At 74.2% G+C, this 14,251-nt stretch carries 14 protein-coding genes; 6 read left to right on the forward strand and 8 right to left on the reverse strand.

Annotated features, from left to right (window positions below; all coding sequences use genetic code 11):
- Window position 1: 1 nt before the first annotated feature.
- Entirely contained in the window at window positions 2–529 is a 528-nt protein-coding gene (locus ACQPYD_RS09500; protein WP_433700635.1) for a GbsR/MarR family transcriptional regulator, read from the reverse strand.
- A 53-nt stretch (window positions 530–582) separates the two neighbouring features.
- Complete coding sequence (locus tag ACQPYD_RS09505) at window positions 583–1,179, reverse strand: TetR/AcrR family transcriptional regulator (protein WP_433700636.1); 597 nt, start codon at window positions 1,177–1,179, stop codon at window positions 583–585.
- Between the two features lie 77 nt (window positions 1,180–1,256).
- Here ACQPYD_RS09505 and ACQPYD_RS09510 point away from each other — a divergent pair, with 77 nt between their 5' ends.
- The 3 genes from ACQPYD_RS09510 to ACQPYD_RS09520 all read left to right on the forward strand — a co-directional run bounded on the left by ACQPYD_RS09510 (window position 1,257) and on the right by ACQPYD_RS09520 (window position 3,314).
- A complete protein-coding gene (locus ACQPYD_RS09510; protein WP_433702007.1) occupies window positions 1,257–1,673 on the forward strand; it encodes a VOC family protein in 417 nt (138 codons plus the stop codon).
- Between the two features lie 77 nt (window positions 1,674–1,750).
- Window positions 1,751–2,590 (forward strand): HD domain-containing protein, encoded by an 840-nt coding sequence (locus tag ACQPYD_RS09515; RefSeq protein WP_433702008.1) that lies wholly within the window; start codon window positions 1,751–1,753, stop codon window positions 2,588–2,590.
- Window positions 2,591–2,699: 109 nt separating this feature from the next.
- On the forward strand, window positions 2,700–3,314 hold the full coding sequence (locus tag ACQPYD_RS09520; protein ID WP_267949090.1) for a TetR/AcrR family transcriptional regulator: 615 nt from the start codon (window positions 2,700–2,702) through the stop codon (window positions 3,312–3,314).
- Between the two features lie 217 nt (window positions 3,315–3,531).
- On the opposite strand, the gene ACQPYD_RS09525 is transcribed toward ACQPYD_RS09520, so the two are convergent.
- Genes ACQPYD_RS09525 through ACQPYD_RS09540 form a run of 4 tightly spaced genes read right to left on the reverse strand, consistent with a single transcriptional unit; the run spans window position 3,532 to window position 7,295 of the window.
- Window positions 3,532–4,743 (reverse strand): acyl-CoA dehydrogenase family protein, encoded by a 1,212-nt coding sequence (locus ACQPYD_RS09525; RefSeq protein WP_433700637.1) that lies wholly within the window; start codon window positions 4,741–4,743, stop codon window positions 3,532–3,534.
- Complete coding sequence (locus tag ACQPYD_RS09530; protein WP_433700638.1) at window positions 4,743–5,765, reverse strand: phosphotransferase family protein; 1,023 nt, start codon at window positions 5,763–5,765, stop codon at window positions 4,743–4,745. The genes ACQPYD_RS09525 and ACQPYD_RS09530 overlap by 1 nt, the downstream gene beginning before the upstream one ends.
- Window positions 5,762–6,538 (reverse strand): SDR family oxidoreductase, encoded by a 777-nt coding sequence (locus ACQPYD_RS09535; RefSeq protein ID WP_433700639.1) that lies wholly within the window; start codon window positions 6,536–6,538, stop codon window positions 5,762–5,764. Before ACQPYD_RS09535 ends, ACQPYD_RS09530 begins: the two co-directional genes overlap by 4 nt.
- A 1-nt stretch (window position 6,539) precedes the next feature.
- Window positions 6,540–7,295: an SDR family oxidoreductase gene (locus ACQPYD_RS09540; protein ID WP_433700640.1), complete on the reverse strand. Its 756-nt coding sequence runs from the start codon at window positions 7,293–7,295 to the stop codon at window positions 6,540–6,542.
- A 151-nt stretch (window positions 7,296–7,446) separates the two neighbouring features.
- Between ACQPYD_RS09540 and ACQPYD_RS09545 the strand changes: the two genes are divergently transcribed.
- Window positions 7,447–7,740, forward strand: coding sequence for a GNAT family N-acetyltransferase (locus tag ACQPYD_RS09545; protein WP_267949095.1), 294 nt, complete (start codon window positions 7,447–7,449; stop codon window positions 7,738–7,740).
- Between the two features lie 188 nt (window positions 7,741–7,928).
- Here the strand turns inward: ACQPYD_RS09545 and ACQPYD_RS09550 are convergent, their stop codons facing one another.
- On the reverse strand, window positions 7,929–8,885 hold the full coding sequence (locus tag ACQPYD_RS09550; protein WP_433700641.1) for a quinone oxidoreductase family protein: 957 nt from the start codon (window positions 8,883–8,885) through the stop codon (window positions 7,929–7,931).
- 197 nt (window positions 8,886–9,082) lie between these two features.
- On the opposite strand from ACQPYD_RS09550, the gene ACQPYD_RS09555 reads away from it, so the two are divergent.
- Both ACQPYD_RS09555 and ACQPYD_RS09560 read left to right on the forward strand, forming a co-directional pair.
- Window positions 9,083–10,585: a carboxylesterase/lipase family protein gene (locus ACQPYD_RS09555; RefSeq protein ID WP_433700642.1), complete on the forward strand. Its 1,503-nt coding sequence runs from the start codon at window positions 9,083–9,085 to the stop codon at window positions 10,583–10,585.
- 73 nt (window positions 10,586–10,658) lie between these two features.
- A complete protein-coding gene (locus ACQPYD_RS09560; protein WP_433700643.1) occupies window positions 10,659–11,405 on the forward strand; it encodes a GTP pyrophosphokinase in 747 nt (248 codons plus the stop codon).
- Window positions 11,406–11,507: 102 nt separating this feature from the next.
- On the opposite strand, the gene ACQPYD_RS09565 is transcribed toward ACQPYD_RS09560, so the two are convergent.
- On the reverse strand, window positions 11,508–13,904 hold the full coding sequence (locus tag ACQPYD_RS09565; RefSeq protein ID WP_433700644.1) for a Tex family protein: 2,397 nt from the start codon (window positions 13,902–13,904) through the stop codon (window positions 11,508–11,510).
- Window positions 13,905–14,251 lie beyond the last annotated feature (347 nt).

Raw genomic sequence — 14,251 nt, forward strand, 5'->3', positions numbered from 1 at the left:
CTCAGGCGCCGCCCCCCTCCGGCTCCCCCCGGTCCCGCCCGGCCTTGAACTCCTCCCAGTGGGACAGGAGGGTGTCGTGGTAGTCGTCCAGCCAGCTCATGTAGTCGTGCATGTTGCGCAGGCGGTTGCGCGCGGGCGGGCTCAGGGAGGGGAGCCGCTCCAGCGCGGACGCGGCGAGCTCCCTCTGCCGGCGCAGGTAGGAGCGCTCGTTGCGCAGGAACCCGCCCCACACGTCCTCGTCCATGGCGACCAGCCGTGAGCGGCTCCCCGGTGCGCCGACCATCTCGACGAAGCCCATCTCGCGCAGGCGGCGCACGGACTGGGACACCGAGCCCCGGCTGACCCGGGCGCCGTCGGCGATCTCCTCGGCGCTCACCGCCTCGCGGTCGGCGAGGAGCAGGTAGCCCACGATGCGCCCCTCGGTCCTGGGGCGGCCCTGCGACTGCCAGTACTCCGAGAACCCGCGGACGAAGTCGTCCCGGAACCCCTCGTCCCCGTCCGTGTCCGCCGCCCCGGTGCTCTCCGCCATGGCAGCCACGATAGCGCCCGGACGTGCCCGGGCGTCCTGGGAAGCGGTCCGGGTCACGGCGAGCGCAAGGACTCCAGCATCCCCGAGAACGCGTCCCAGACGTCGTCCAGGTCGCCGGGGTCCCCGCTCCCGGCCAGCCACAGCGCGGCCTCGTTCATGGCCCCGGAGAGCAGGTGGGCCAGGGGCGGCACCGGCTGGGGGCGCAGGACCCCCGCCCGGACGAGGCCGGTGAGCGCCTCCCGGAGGTGCCGCGCGGACCCGGCCTCGTCCAGGGAGCGCCAGGCGCTCCACCCGAGCACGGCCGGCCCGTCCACCAGCATGATCCGCCGCACGTCCGGAGCCGTGCTCGCGGTGAGGAAGGCCCGGCAGCCCGCGGTCAGCTGGTCCCACGGGTCCCTCCGGGCGTCCGCGGCGGCCGCCACGGCGTCGGCGACCTCGCCCTGGACCTCCTCCAGGACGGCGCGGAAGAGGTCCGGCTTGCCCTCGAAGTGGTGGTAGAGGGCGCCCTTGGTGACGTCGGCCGCCGCCACGATCCCGCTCAGGCCCACGCCTCCGTACCCGTGCTCGGCGAACAGCCGGCGCCCCTCGCGCAGGAGGGCCCTCCTGGTGCGCTCGCGCTGCCTGGCCCGGCTCCCGGTCTCCGCGGTCATGTTCCCCCACCTGTTGACATACCGAAGGTACGCGAATAGCTTACTTCACATACCAACGGTACGTGAAAGGCGGAGTCATGGAGCTCAGCGGTTTCTACCCGGTCATCGGCACCACCCGGATCCAGGAGGCCCGGGACTTCTACGTGGAGCTGTTCGGCTTCGAGGAGACCTTCGCGGCCGACTGGTACGTCAGCCTGCGCCGTCCCGGGCCGCCCGACCACGAGCTGGCACTGCTCGACCACCGCCACCCCACCGTCCCGGAGGGCTACCGCCGGCCGGCGCAGGGCGTGCTGCTCAACTTCGAGGTGGCGGACGTCGACGCGGAGTGGGAGCGCCTCGTCGTACGCGGGGGACTCCGCCCCGAGCTGGGGATCCGCACCGAGGACTTCGGGCAGCGGCACTTCATCGTGGCCGACCCCTCCGGGGTGCTCGTCGACGTCATCACGCCCGTCCCGCCCACGGGCGGCTACGAGGAGAACTACACCGGCTCCTGAGGGGCCCCGCCGTGCGGGAGGGGTCCGGACGGGTCTGGTCGGGCGCCCCTCGCGGGGGTACGGTCGGGTCGGTGGCAATGCCGACGGGACAGGGGGCGCACACCGTGGAGATGACACTGGACCAGGCCTCGCGACTGGCGTGGTCCGTCCACGCCGGGCAGGTGGACCGGGCCGGGCGCCCTTACAGCGAGCACGTGTTCGCGGTCCGCGACCTGCTGGCCCCCCACGGGGTGCACGCCCAGATGGCCGGGGTCCTGCACGACGTCCTGGAGGACACCCCCGTCACCGCCGACGACCTGCGCGGACGCGGCTGCCCCGAGGTGGTCGTCCGGGCCGTGGAGGCGGTGAGCCGGAGGCCGGGGGAGTCCTACGGGGACCTGGTCCGACGGGCCGCGGCCGACCCCCTGGGGCGCCTGGTCAAGCTCGCCGACAACCGCCACAACTCCGACGAGGGCCGTCTGGCCGCGCTACCCGCGGAGCAGGCGGACCGGCTGCGCGCCAAGTACGCACGCGCGCGCGAGATCCTGGAGGGCGGGCTGGCGGCGGTGCCGCCCCTGGGCGGTGCGGCGGGGCCGGCCCCGGGTCCGGACCACAGGCGCCCCGCGGGGCCGGTGGCCACCCCCAGATCCACCCTCGTGGTCATCTACACCGACCGCGCGGAGGAGTGCCGGTCCTTCTACACCGCTCTCGGCCTGGGCTTCCTCCGCGAACAGCACGGCCGGGGGGCCGTGCACCACGCGGCCGTGCTGGCCGACGGAGTGGTCTTCGAGATCTACCCTGCGACGGCCGAGCGCTCCACGGGCGCCGTCCGCCTGGGGTTCACCGTGAACGGCCGCCTCGCGACGCCTCCCCTGGAGCCCGGCCGCCACACGCTCACCGACCCCGACGGCCGCGCGGTGGACGTGGTCGCCGTCTGAGGGGCCGGGCCGGGCGGGGCGCACCGGCGTGTGCGCAAGGTACCAGCCGGTCGGTATGCTTGGCCGACGGGCGTCCTCAGGACGGCGGGGGCACGAAGTGAGGCAGGACATGGCGCGAGCACAGCAGGCGGTCGATCCGGGAACGGGCACGGGGTCCGTCCCCGAGAGGCTGCTGGGGGCGGCGACCAGGCTGTTCGCCGAGCGGGGCTACGAGGGGACCTCCGTCCAGGAGGTGGTCGTCGCCGCGGGCGTCACCAAGGGGGCGATGTACCACTACTTCGGGTCCAAGGACGACCTCCTCTACGAGGTCTACGCCCGGGTCCTGCGCATGCAGACCGAGCACCTGGTCCGGATCGCCGGGCGGGAGGCGCCGGTGGCCGAGCGCGTCCACGCGGCCGCGGCCGACGTCATCGTCACCAGCATCGCCAACCTGGACGACACCGTCATCTTCTTCCGCTCCATGCACCAGCTCAGCGAGGAGAAGCAGCGCGCCGTGCGCGCCGAACGGCGCGGCTACCACGAGGTCTTCCGCGACATGGTGGCCCAGGGGCAGAGCGAGGGCGTCTTCCGCGACGACGTCTCCGCGGACCTGGTGGTCAACTACTTCTTCGGGTCGGTCCACCACCTGAGCACCTGGTACCACCCGGGCGGGCCGCTGACCGGCGAGGACGTCGGCCGCCACTTCGCCGACCTGCTCGTCGCCGGGCTGCGTCCGGCGTCCTGAGGGCGCAGGGACCCGGCGACGGAGGGCCTTCGGCGCCCGCGGGGCGCCGCGGGCGCCCGGGCCGTGCTCCTCCGGGCCTCCGCCCCGTGCCCGGGTGTCCGACGGGGCGGGAGCCCCCGGCCGCCGTGCGCGTTCCCGGGGGACGAGGACACGCGTCCCACCACCTCCGGGACGCCGCGGGCGCCCGGGCCGTGTCGGCCCGGGCGCCCCGGCCGCGCTAGCGGTACTTGCGCAGTTCGGCCCGGCCCAGCGAGCGCAGGTGCACCTCGTCGGGGCCGTCGGCCAGCCGGAGGGAGCGCACGCCCGCCATCCAGCCGGCCAGCGGCAGGTCCTGGCTCACCCCGGCGGCCCCGTGCGCCTGGATCGCCTTGTCCATGATCCACTCCACCGTGCGCGGGGTGGCGATCTTGATCGCCTGGATCTCGGTGTGCGCGCCGCGGTTGCCGACCGTGTCCATCAGGTAGGCGGTCTTGAGCACCAGCAGCCGCAGCTGCTCGATCGACACGCGCGCCTCGGCGATCCACTCGCGGACCACGCCCTGCTCCGCCAGGGGCCGCCCGAACGCCACCCGGTCCAGCACGCGCCGGCAGGTGAGCTCCAGGGCCCGCTCTGCCATGCCGATGAGCCGCATGCAGTGGTGGATGCGGCCGGGGCCCAGCCGGGCCTGGGCGATGGCGAACCCCTCGCCCTCCCCGCCGACGAGGTTCTCCGCGGGCACCCGCACGTCCTCGAACAGGACCTCCGCGTGGCCGCCGTGGTCGCTGTCGTCGAAGCCGTACACGGACATGCCGCGCCGCACCGTCAACCCCGGGGCGTCGCGCGGCACCAGCACCATGCTCTGCTGGCGGTGCCGGTCGGCGTCGGGGTCGGTCTTGCCCATCACGATGAAGACCGCGCACTCGGGGTTGAGCGCGCCGGTGATGAACCACTTGCGCCCGTTGACCACGTACTCGTCACCGTCACGGACGATGTTGGTGGTGATGTTGGTGGCGTCGGAGGAGGCCACCTCCGGCTCGGTCATCGCGAACGCCGAGCGGATGTCCGCGGCCAGCAGGGGCTCCAGCCAGCGCTTCTTCTGCTCGGGGGTGCCGAACATCGTCAGCACCTCCATGTTCCCGGTGTCGGGCGCCGCGCAGTTGAGCGCGGCGGGCGCCAGCCTCGGGCTGCGGCCGGTGATCTCGGCCAGCGGCGCGTACCGGAGGTTGTCCAGCCCGCCGTGCTCCGGGTGTCCGGCCAGGAACAGGTTCCACAGCCCCTGTTCGCGCGCCCGCTTCTGGAGCTCGCGCACCACCGGCGCGGTCGACCACCGGTCCTCCCGCGCGGCGAGCTGCTCCTCCAGCACCGCCTCGGCCGGGTAGACGTGTTCGTCCATGAAGGCCAGCAGCCTCTGGCGAAGCTCCTCGGTCCCCTCGTCGTAGGCGAAGTCCATCAGTCCTCCTCGAGCATCGTGTGGGCGCGCTCCACCAGGGGGGCGACCACGTCGCCGATCCGGTCGAAGCCCGCGCCGACGGTCAGTCCCTTGCCGTGCCGGTAGTGGATGCCCTCGGCGATGACGGCGAGCTTGAAGCAGCCCAGGGCCACGTACCACGCGAGCCGGGACACGTCCCGTCCGGTCGTGGCCTCGTACATCGCCACCAGCTCCTCCGGCGGGGGGAACCCCTCGGCGGACGTCGCCGGGACCCCGCCGATCCCGACGGGCTGCTGCTGGTACACGAGCATCAGGCCCAGGTCCACGAGCGGGTCGCCGAGCGTGGACATCTCCCAGTCCAGTACCGCGGTGATGCGCCCCTCCGGGGTCGCCAGCACGTTGTCGAGCCGGTAGTCGCCGTGCACGACGGCGGGGGCCGACGGCTCGGGGAGGGACGCGGCCAGCTTCGCGCGCAGTTCGTCGAGCCCCGGGACGTCCCGGCTGCGCGAGGCCTCCCACTGCTTGCCCCACCTGCGCACCTGGCGTTCCAGGAACCCCTCCGGGCGGCCGAAGCCGCTCAGCCCGACCTCCCCGGGCACCACCGCGTGCAGCACGCCGAGGGTGGTGATGAGCTCCTCGGCGACCCTGCGGGCGGTGCCCGGCCCCAGCGGCGCGATCTCGTCCCGGGTCCGGAAGGGCGTGCCCCCCACGTACTCCATGACGTAGAAGGGCGCGCCCAGCACCTCCGGGTCCTCGCACAGGAGGTGGGTGCGGGGGACCGGCACCCCGGTGTCCCGCAGCGCGGTCATCACCCGGTACTCGCGGGACATGTCGTGGGCGGTCGCCAGCACGTGCCCGAGCGGGGGCCGGCGCACGACCCATTCACCGGCCCCGTCGCGGACCACGTAGGTCAGGTTGGACCTGCCCCCCGCGACCACCCTTCCGCGCAGCGGTCCGGTGACCAGTCCCGGCCGTGCGGCGTCCAGGTGGGCGCGCAGGCGGTCCAGGTCCAGCCCCGGCAGGCCGGTTCGTTCGTCGCTCATGCGTTCCCCTCGAAGACCTTGGCCTGGAGGCGGCGCATCCCCGCGAGCCAGCGGTCGGTGTCGTTCGCCCTGGCAGCGTAGTAGTCGGCGACCCGGGGGTGGGGCAGGATCAGGAACCGCCCGTCGGCCAGGCCGGCCATCACGGCGTCCGCGACCTCCTCCGGGGTGATGGCCTCCGCCGCCAGGATGGCCCTGCCGGTGTCCCCGGACGCCTCCAGCAGGTTCGTGCGCACCCCGAGAGGGCAGACGCACTGGACGGTGATCCCGCGGTCCCCGTAGGTGGCCGACAGCCATTCGCCGAAGGACAGGGCGGCGTGCTTGGTCACCGAGTACGGCGCGCTGCCCAGCATCGTGAGCAGGCCCGCCGCCGAGACGGTGGACAGGAAGCGTCCGCTGCCCCGCTCCAGCCAGCCGGGCACCAACTCCCGCGCGGCGCGCACGTGCGCCATGACGTTGACCTGCCAGGCCAGGTCCCAGTCCTGTTCGGAGGCCTCGGGGCCGCCGGCCACCCCCACTCCCGCGTTGGCGGCGTACAGGTCGATGGCGCCCAGGTGGGCCCCGGCCTCGGCGATGAGCGCGGTCACGCCCGCCTCGCTCGCGGCGTCGCCCGGGACCGCGACCCCGCCGATCTCCGCGGCCACGGCCTCGGCCGCGCCCGCGTCGAGGTCGTTGACCACCACGCGCGCCCCGGCCCCGGCCAGCCTGCGCGCGAGGGCGGCGCCGATGCCGTTGCCCGCGCCGGTGACGACCGCCCCGCTGTCGGTCAGGTCCATGTCACACGCCCCCGGTCAGGGTGACGCCGCCGTCGAGGACGAGCGTGCGGCCGGTGACCCAGGAGGCGTCGTCCGAGAGCAGGAACGCGACCGCGCCCGCGACGTCCTCGGGCACGCCGAGGCGGCCCAGGGGGTACTCGGCGGCGAGCTTCTCCTCGCGTCCCTCGTACAGGGCGGCGGCGAACTTGGTCTTGACCACGGCCGGGGCGACCCCGTTCACGCGGACGCCGGGGCCGAGTTCGACGGCGAGCTCCTCCGTGATGTGCAGGAGCATCGCCTTGGTGGCCCCGTAGAAGCCGATGCCGGGGGCCGGCTTGAGTCCGGCGACCGAGGAGACGTTGACGATCGCCCCCCCGTGCTCGGCCATCCAGGCCTTGTACGCCTTCTGCACCCACGAGATCGCCGACAGGGCGTTGACCTCGAAGATCTTGCGGGCGGCGTCCAGGTCCAGGTCCACCATCCGCCCGTACACCGGGTTGATGCCGGTGTTGTTGACGAACATGTCGACGCTGCCGAAGGCCTCCAGGGTCGCGGCGACGGCCTCGTCCTGGTGGCGCGGGTCGTCCGCCCGCCCGGGCACGCCGATGGCGTGTCCGGGGCCGCCCAGGGCCTCGACGGCCTCCTGGAGGGGTTGGGGCTTGCGCGCGGTGACGCACACGCGCGCGCCCTCGTCGACGAGTCGCCGGGCGACGGCCAGGCCGATGCCGCGGCTCGCGCCGGTGACGATGGCGGTCCGGCCGCTGAACCGGGAAGTCATCACGTTCTCCTTAAACCGACTGGTCGGTATGCAACGGAGACTCTATGTCCCCGGAGGCGCGCGCCGCAAGGGGCGCGAGCGGCGCGGAAGCGGGACAATGGCGGCGCGGGCCACCGTCCCCCGCCTCCGAGCCACAGACAGAGGACTCCCCATGACGACCGACGTCGCCGACCGACCGGACCAGCGCCGATACGAGATCACCGCCGACGGCGAGACCGCCGGGTACGCCGAGTACATCCTCACCGGCGAGCTGGTCACCTTCACCCACACCGAGATCGACCCCGCCTTCGAGGGGCGGGGGCTGGGCGGCGCCCTGGTCCGCGGCGCGCTGGACGACGTGCGCTCGCGGGGCCTGGCGGTCCTGCCGCTGTGCCCGTTCGTCAAGGGCTGGATCCAGCGGCACCGCGAGTACGCCGACCTGGTCTACCGGTCCCCGTCCGAGTAGCGCGGCCGGGGGGCGGCCGTCGGCCGCGCCGGCCCCCGTGCCCGGGCGCCGGCCCGCGGGACCCGTGGCCCCGCGGGACCTGTGGCCCAGCGGGCCCCGCCGCGGTGGCGGCCGAACGCGCCGGCCCCGGCCGAACTGGAGAATCTACGACGTAAAGGTCGTGCTCGGCCCCTGCCGGACCGGAGTGATCACGCCCGGGGGTCGAGGGTGAGCTTGCCGACCGTGCCCCTGGAGCGCAGCGCCTCGTGCGCCCGGCGGGCCTCGGCGAGCGGATAGGTCCCGCCGAGCACCGGCTTCAGGCTCCCCGCGGCCACCAGGGAGAAGAGCTCCGCCATCGCCGTTCCCATGACCTCGCCGGGCAGCCGCCACACGTGGGGCAGCCACATGCCGCCCACCGTGGTGGAGTACTTCATCAGGTTGGCGGGCTGGACCGGGCTGGGCAGCTCGCGTGAGGCCATCCCGTAGAACGCCAGGCGGCCGAACGGGGCGAGGGCCCGCACGCTCTCGTCCGTCACCCGGCCGCCGACCATGTCCAGCACGACGTCCACCCGGCGTCCGCCGTTGGCCTCGACCAGGGCCCCGGTCATGTCCGGCGCCGAGGAGTCCACGACGGCGTCCGCGCCCAGCTGCAGCGCCAGCTCGCGCTTCTCCCCGCTGCTCGCCACCGCGACGACCCGCCCCGCGCCGAACCGCTTGGCGAGCTGGACGGCGAGCGTGCCCACGCCCCCGCCCGCCGCGTGCACCACGACCGACTCGCCGGGGTCCAGGCGCGCCGTCTTGGTCAGCAGGACCCACGCGGTGGCGCCCTGGACGACCAGGGCGAGGGCGTCGTCGTCGGTCACCTCGTCGGGGATCTCGAAGCTCATGCCGGGGGCCGCGGTGGCCCGCTCGGCGTAGCCGCCGCTGGAGGACAGCGCGACGACCCTGTGGCCGTCCGGGGTGAGTCCGGCGATCTCCATGCCGGGCACGAGGGGGAGGGACGCGGGCGACAGGTAGCTGTTCTCCGCCTGGTGGGTGTCGGCGTAGTTGACGCCCGAGCGGGTGACGTCGACGAGCACCTCGCCGGGGCCGGGCTCGGGGTCGGGCAGTTCCGCGAGTTCGAGGACCTCGGGGCCGCCGAACTCGGTGATCTGGATGGCGCGCATGGGGACCCTTCGTTCGTGTGCTCATACCGACCGGGTGGTATGTTACCGGCCGCCGTGCGGGCGGGGCGTCCGGCCCGCCGGAGTCGGCGGAGGGCGGTCCCGGCGCGCCCCGGGGCGGAGGGGTGGGGCCGGGGGGCTTGCGCGCCTATACCTAACGTTGTTAGGTGGGGGTGTCGTGAACCGAGGGAAGGACGCACGTGGACGCCGAGCACACAGTGAGGACGAGGGCCGGACGGGTCCGGGGCACCGTCTCCCAGCGATCCGAGAACGGCGGGGTCACCGTCCACCGCGGCATCCCCTACGCCGCGGCGCCGTTCGGCGACCTCCGTTTCTCGGCACCCGCCCCCGCGCCCGCCTGGGACGGCGTCCGCGACTGCACGGCCTTCGGTCCGCCGCCCCCGCAGGGCGCCCAGCTCCTCGGCGCCGCGCCCTGGAACGCGCGGATGTCCCCGGACTGCCTCTCGCTCACCGTGTGGTCCGCCGCGCGCGAGGGCGACCGCGCGCCCGTCCTGGTGTGGATCCACGGCGGCGCGTACATCGTCGGGGCCTCCTCCGAGCCCGCCTACGACGGCACCGGGCTGGCCGAGAGCGGCCTCGTGGTCGTCGGCGTCAACTACCGGGTCGGCTTCGAGGGCTTCGGCCACGTGCCGGGCCGCCCCGACAACCGGGGCCTGCTCGACCAGGCGGCCGCGCTGCGCTGGGTGCGCGACAACGTCGCGGCCTTCGGCGGCGACCCGGACAACGTCACGGTCGCGGGGGAGTCGGCCGGAGCCGGGGCCGTGGTGTGCCTCATGGCCTCCCCCGTCGCCGGAGGGCTCTTCCGCCGGGCGATCGCGCACAGCGTCCCCGGAGACATGATCACCCCGGACACCGCCCGCTCGGTCTCGGCGCGCGTGGCCCGGGCCGCCGGGGTGCCCCTGGACGCCGACGCCCTCGCCGCGCTCGCGCCGGAGGCGGTGCTGGAGGCCGTCGACGCCGTGCTCTCCGCCCCGTCCGGCGCCTCCGGCGGCGTGCGCGCCAAGGCCTTCACCTGCTTCGCCCCCGTCGTCGGAGGGCCCGAGCTGCCCCTGCCCCCGCTGGAGGCGGTCGCCGGCGGAGCGGCGGCCGGGGTGGACCTGCTCACCGGCCACAACGCCCACGAGTACCGGCTGTTCACCGAACTGGGGCAGAGCGTGGAGATCGACGACGAGTCGGCCCTCGAGCTGACAGCGGCCCATCTGGGGCTCGGGGAGGGCGCGGTCGCCGCCTACCGGGAGGCGTACCCCGGGGCATCCCCGCGACTGCTGTACGCCGCCATCCAGGGCGACGCCGTGTTCGGCGAGTACACGGTGCGCCTCGCCGAGGCGCACGCCTCCGGCGGGGGGCGCGCGCACCTCTTCCGGCTGGCCTTCGAGAGCCCCGCGCTGGGCGGCCGCCTGGGGGCCTGCCACGCGCTGGACCTGCCGTTCGCGTTCGGCAACCTGGACACGGACCTCGCGCTGTTCCTCCTCGACGGCAAGCCCACCGAGGCCCACACGGCCCTGTCCGGGCGCATGGTGGCGGCCTGGCGCGACTTCGCCGCCACGGGGGACCCGGGGTGGCCCGCCGTGACCGCCGGCGCCACCGCCGTGAAGGTGTGGGACGTCGAGGACGCGCTCGGCTCCGCGGACGCGGAGCCCCTGCGCGCGCTCTGGTCGGAGGTCCCCCTCACGCCCAGGTAGGAGGGCCCGGCCGCCCCGTGCCCGCTTCGACCCTGGCGCTAGCATGAGGCTACGGGGACACGGGGGGTGGCCGATGGTGGGGGACGACGACGTGTCCAAGGCGTTGTCGGAGGCGCGCGACGACGTGGCCCGCTTCCTGATGTCGTACAAGTTCGCCATCGACACCACGATGGCGAAGGTGAACATCCTCAACGAGGAGTTCCGCTACGTCCACGACCACAACCCGATCGAGCACGTCAGCTCGCGGCTGAAGTCGCCCGCCAGCATCATGGAGAAGGCGCGCCGCCGGAACTGCTCGCTGGACCTGGGGGACATCCGGGCCACCATCCTGGACATCGCCGGTATCCGCATCACCTGCAGCTTCGTCTCGGACGTCTACACCATCCGGGACATGCTGTCCGGGCACGAGGACATCCGGGTGACGGAGGTCAAGGACTACGTCGAGGCGCCCAAGCCCAACGGCTACCGCAGCCTGCACCTGCTGGTCGAGACGCCGGTGCGGATGTCCGACCGCACCGAGCAGGTCCCGGTGGAGATTCAGATCCGTACGATCGCGATGGACTTCTGGGCGAGCCTGGAGCACAAGATCTACTACAAGTACGCCAAGGACGTGCCCCGGGACCTGCTCGACGAGCTGAGGGAGGCGGCGGAGACCGCCAACCGGCTCGACGTCACGATGGAGCGCCTGCACAACGAGGTCCGCGAGCTCGGGGACGGGACCGACGACCGCCTTCCCGGCCCGGAGGAGCTGCGGGCGCTCCCTGTGGCCGAGGACCTGCTCCGCGCCCTGAGCGACCGGGTGCGCGGCGCGAGCGGCTGAGCGCGGCCCGGTCCCCGGCGCCGCGGGGGAGGGACCCGCGCGGGTCCCTCCCCCTCCGGACCGTCGGGCGGGGCGCCGCCCCCGCGGCGCCGGGGTCCTGCGCTACTTGCCCAGGCCCGCGCGGCGCAGCGCGTCGGCCATCGCCCCCTGGGGCGCGGGGGCGTTGCGGCTGTTCTGGCCGCGGCCCCCTCCGCCGCCGCTCCGCCGACCGCCGTCGGCCTTCGGGGCGCCGCCGCGGTCGCCGTTCCCGCCGCCGCGGCGGCGGTCCCCGCCCCGGCCGCCCCGCTCCTCGCGCCCGCCCGGGGCCGGGGCCGCGTCGTCCAGGCGCATGGTCAGCGAGATGCGCTTGCGCGGGATGTCGACGTCCTGCACCTTGACCTTCACGATGTCGCCCGGCTTGACCACCTCGCGCGGGTCCTCGACGAACTTGTCCGAGAGCGCCGACACGTGGACCAGGCCGTCCTGGTGCACGCCCACGTCCACGAACGCGCCGAAGGCGGCGACGTTGGTGACCACGCCCTCCAGGACCATGCCCTGCTCCAGGTCCGACAGCTTCTCGACGCCCTCCTTGAAGGTCGCGGTGGTGAAGGCCGGGCGCGGGTCGCGGCCCGGTTTCTCCAGCTCGGCGAGGATGTCGGTGACCGTCGGCAGGCCGAAGGTGTCGTCCACGAACTCCTCGGGGCGCACCTTCGACAGGACCGCCTTGTTGCCGATCAGCGTCGGCAGGTCCGTCCCCACGCGGTCCAGGATGCGCCGCACCACCGGGTAGGCCTCGGGGTGCACGGACGAGGTGTCCAGCGGGTCGTCGCCGCCGGGCACGCGCAGGAAGCCCGCGCACTGCTCGAACGCCTTGGGGCCCAGCCGCGGCACGGACCGCAGGGCGTCCCGGCTCCGGAACGGGCCGTTGGCGTCCCGGTGGGAGACGATGTTGCGCGCCAGGGTCGAGGTCACGCCGGACACGCGGGTGAGCAGCGGCACGGACGCGGTGTTGACGTCCACGCCCACGCCGTTGACGCAGTCCTCGACCACGGCGTCCAGGGAGCGCGACAGCTTGGCCTCGGCCAGGTCGTGCTGGTACTGGCCCACCCCGATCGACTTGGGGTCGATCTTGACCAGCTCCGCGAGCGGGTCCTGGAGGCGGCGGGCGATGGAGGCTGCGCCGCGCAGCGACACGTCCAGGTCGGGCAGCTCCTCGGAGGCGTAGGCGGAGGCCGAGTACACGGACGCCCCGGCCTCCGACACCATCACCTTGGTGAGTCCGAGCTCGGGGTGGAGCCGGAGCAGGTCGGCGGCGAGCTTGTCGGTCTCGCGCGAGGCGGTGCCGTTGCCGATGGCGACCAGCTCGACGCCGTGCGCCGCGCACAGCCTGGCCAGGGCGGAGAGGGAGGCGTCCCAGTCGTGGCGGGGCGCGTGCGGGAAGATCGTGTCGGTGGCGACCACCTTGCCGGTGGCGTCGGTGACCGCGACCTTCACGCCGGTGCGCAGACCGGGGTCCAGGCCCAGGGTGGAGCGGCTGCCGGCCGGGGCGGCGAGCAGGAGGTCGCGCAGGTTGGCGGCGAACACGTTGACGCCGTCGTCCTCGGCCTGCTGCCACAGCCGCATCCGCACGTCGATGTCCAGACGCACCAGGATCCGTGTGCGCCACGCCCAGCGGACGGTGTCCTGGAGCCACCGGTCGCCGGGGCGGCCCCGGTCCACGATCCCGAAGCGGTGGGCGATGGCGTTCTCGTAGGTGCTGCGGGGCGTCGTGCCGTCGGCGTTCGCGGCCGGGGGCTCCTCGGGCTCCAGGGTGAGGGTGAGCACCTCCTCCTTCTCGCCCCGGTACATGGCCAGGACCCGGTGGGAGGGCAGCTTGGTGAGCGGCTCGGAGAAGTCGAAGTAGTCGGCGAACTTGGCGCCGGCCTCCTCCTTGCCCTCGCGCACGGCCGAACCCAGGCGCCCCTTCTCCCACAGCCGCTCACGCAGGACCCCGGTGAGGTCGGCGTCCTCGGCGAAGCGCTCGACCAGGATGGCGCGGGCGCCGTCCAGCGCGGCCTTGACGTCGGCCACCTCGCGGTCCGGGTCGACGAAGGCGGCGGCGGCCTCCTGGGGGTCCTGCCCCGGGTCGTCCAGCAGCCCCTCGGCCAGGGGTTCGAGCCCCGCCTCGCGTGCGATCTGCGCCTTGGTCCGGCGCTTGGGCTTGTAGGGGAGGTAGATGTCCTCCAGACGGGCCTTGGAGTCGGCCGCGTTGATGCGCGCCTCCAGCTCGTCGTCCAGTTTGCCCTGGCTGCGGATCGACTCCAGGATCGCGGTCCGGCGCTCGGCCAGCTCCCGCAGGTAGCGCAGGCGTTCCTCGAGGGCGCGCAGCTGGACGTCGTCCAGCGCGCCGGTGGCCTCCTTGCGGTAACGCGCGATGAAGGGCACGGTCGATCCGCTGTCGAGGAGTCCGACGGCGGCGGTGACCTGGTGCGCGCCCACGCCGAGTTCCTCGGCGATGCGCTGGTCGATCGTGGGTGTCACAGGGGTCGTCACTGTCTTAACGTCCACTCTCTGGCTGTTCGGTGCGGGGACATTCTCGTGGCGGGGGAGGACATTGTCATCCCGGTGCGTCCTCGCGTCCCAGGTTCCCGCACTGCGGCGACGGTCGCGTCCCGCGGCGCCGGGGCGCGGGCATGCGCGGCGCGTATCCGCTCCCGGGGCGGCTCCGCGGGTGTCCGCCGTGTGCGGTCCTGCGCGGTGTGCCGGTGTCCTGCCGCGGTCCCGTGCGGCCCCGTGCGTTCGGGCGGCGCGGGTCCGGGCCGCCCCGGCGGGGGCGCGGCGCGGGCGGCCGCGGTGCGTCGCGGTCCGGCGCCCGGGGGCGTTCGCCC

Origin of the sequence: Nocardiopsis sp. CA-288880, assembly GCF_050955985.1 — a bacterium.
In the GTDB taxonomy this organism is placed as follows: Bacteria; Actinomycetota; Actinomycetes; order Streptosporangiales; family Streptosporangiaceae; genus Nocardiopsis; species Nocardiopsis tropica.

Excerpts from the sequence above, each read along its gene's own strand:
- ACQPYD_RS09505 (WP_433700636.1), bottom strand. The coding sequence starts at position 1,179 with ATGACCGCGGAGACCGGGAGCCGGGCCAGGCAGCGCGAGCGCACCAGG.
- ACQPYD_RS09520 (WP_267949090.1), top strand. The coding sequence starts at position 2,700 with ATGGCGCGAGCACAGCAGGCGGTCGATCCGGGAACGGGCACGGGGTCC.
- ACQPYD_RS09515 (WP_433702008.1), top strand. The coding sequence starts at position 1,751 with ATGCCGACGGGACAGGGGGCGCACACCGTGGAGATGACACTGGACCAG.
- ACQPYD_RS09540 (WP_433700640.1), bottom strand. The coding sequence starts at position 7,295 with ATGACTTCCCGGTTCAGCGGCCGGACCGCCATCGTCACCGGCGCGAGC.
- ACQPYD_RS09525 (WP_433700637.1), bottom strand. The coding sequence starts at position 4,743 with ATGGACTTCGCCTACGACGAGGGGACCGAGGAGCTTCGCCAGAGGCTG.
- ACQPYD_RS09535 (WP_433700639.1), bottom strand. The coding sequence starts at position 6,538 with ATGGACCTGACCGACAGCGGGGCGGTCGTCACCGGCGCGGGCAACGGC.
- ACQPYD_RS09500 (WP_433700635.1), bottom strand. The coding sequence starts at position 529 with ATGGCGGAGAGCACCGGGGCGGCGGACACGGACGGGGACGAGGGGTTC.
- ACQPYD_RS09530 (WP_433700638.1), bottom strand. The coding sequence starts at position 5,765 with ATGAGCGACGAACGAACCGGCCTGCCGGGGCTGGACCTGGACCGCCTG.
- ACQPYD_RS09510 (WP_433702007.1), top strand. The coding sequence starts at position 1,257 with ATGGAGCTCAGCGGTTTCTACCCGGTCATCGGCACCACCCGGATCCAG.
- ACQPYD_RS09545 (WP_267949095.1), top strand. The coding sequence starts at position 7,447 with ATGACGACCGACGTCGCCGACCGACCGGACCAGCGCCGATACGAGATC.
- ACQPYD_RS09560 (WP_433700643.1), top strand. The coding sequence starts at position 10,659 with ATGGTGGGGGACGACGACGTGTCCAAGGCGTTGTCGGAGGCGCGCGAC.
- ACQPYD_RS09550 (WP_433700641.1), bottom strand. The coding sequence starts at position 8,885 with ATGCGCGCCATCCAGATCACCGAGTTCGGCGGCCCCGAGGTCCTCGAA.